The 1,316-nt window shown below is 58.2% G+C and carries 1 protein-coding gene; it reads left to right on the top strand.

Translation table 11 applies throughout. The annotated features are described in order from the left end of the window. Window positions 1–58 precede the first annotated feature (58 nt). Window positions 59–1,282 (top strand): IS256 family transposase, encoded by a 1,224-nt coding sequence (locus tag CDI09_RS17490; protein WP_025440083.1) that lies wholly within the window; start codon window positions 59–61, stop codon window positions 1,280–1,282. Window positions 1,283–1,316 lie beyond the last annotated feature (34 nt).

Genomic DNA, 1,316 nt, shown 5'->3' with positions numbered 1-1,316 from the left:
GGGACTATCCTGAATTTTGTGCGGTGTGGTGATAAATTGCTCGAAGAGGAGCCCCCGCATGAGCATTGATAAAGACCTCCTGGACCGCCTGATGGAAGGACGTTCACCCGGCGACCTGTTTGGCAAGAACGGCATACTCTCGGAATTGACGAAGGCTCTGGCGGAGCGAGCGCTCAACACGGAGATGACTCTTCACCTTGATGAGGAACGCGCCGATGGTGCACCTGACGAGGGTAACCTGCCGCCCAATCGCAGAAACGGCAGGAGCCAGAAGACCGTGACCACGGAGAGCGGCAAGGTTGTTCTGGATATTCCCCGGGATCGGAATGGCACGTTTGACCCGATGCTGATCGCAAAGTATCAGCGTCGCTTTCCCGAGTTCGACCGCAAGATTATCAGCATGTATGCCCGGGGCATGACGACCCGCGAGATCCAGGGGCATATCGAGGAAATCTACGGCGTTGAGGCCTCCCCGAGCCTCATTTCCGCGATTACCGACGCGGTGATGGAGGAGGTCGCCGCCTGGCAGAACCGCCCGCTGGAACCGTGCTATCCGATCGTCTTCATGGACGCGATCCGGGTCAATATCCGCAGTGACGGAGCTGTCTCGAACAAGGCCGTCTTTGTGGCGCTCGCGATCCTGCCTGACGGCACACGGGACATTCTGGGGCTGTGGTTCCAGGAAAATGAAGGAGCCAAATTCTGGGCCAAGGTCCTCAGTGACCTGCGCAATCGGGGGGTGCAGGATATCCTGATCGCCGTCGTCGACGGGCTGAAGGGCTTTCCGCAGGCTATCGAAGCGGCTTTCCCCAGGACCCGCATTCAGACGTGCATCGTTCACCTGCTGCGTCATTCCATGAGCTTTGCCAGCTACAAGGACCGCAAGGCCGTCGCCACCGCTCTCAAGGCAATCTATACGGCAGTGGACGCCAGCGAGGCCGAGGCAGCCCTCGGCAGGTTTGAGGAAAGCGATCTGGCCAGACAATACCCGGCCATCGCACCCAGTTGGCGCAGGGCCTGGAATGAGGTCATTCCGTTCCTTGATTACCCCCCGGAAGTACGCAGACTGATTTACACAACGAATGCCATTGAGGCCCTGAACGCAAAGATCCGTCGTGCTGTGCGCACCCGTGGCCACTTCCCCAGTGACGAGGCCGCAGCAAAATTGATTTACCTGGCGCTCAATGCTACCTCCTCAGAGTGGAAGCGCTCAGTGAGCGAATGGTATGCTGTCAGATGCCAGCTCGCCATCATGTTCGATGATCGTTTCCCAATGGCCTGAAAAAGTGCCACCGCACAAAATTCTACACAGTCTC

The sequence above is a fragment of the Komagataeibacter nataicola genome (assembly GCF_003207795.1).
Taxonomy (GTDB): Bacteria; Pseudomonadota; Alphaproteobacteria; order Acetobacterales; family Acetobacteraceae; genus Komagataeibacter; species Komagataeibacter nataicola.
The sequence above is the reverse complement of the archived record's forward strand: the minus strand, read 5'-3'. Positions and strand labels throughout refer to the sequence as shown.

What these genes read in the sequence shown, in the direction of transcription:
- CDI09_RS17490 (WP_025440083.1), top strand. Translation starts at nt 59, where the DNA reads ATGAGCATTGATAAAGACCTCCTGGACCGCCTGATGGAAGGACGTTCA.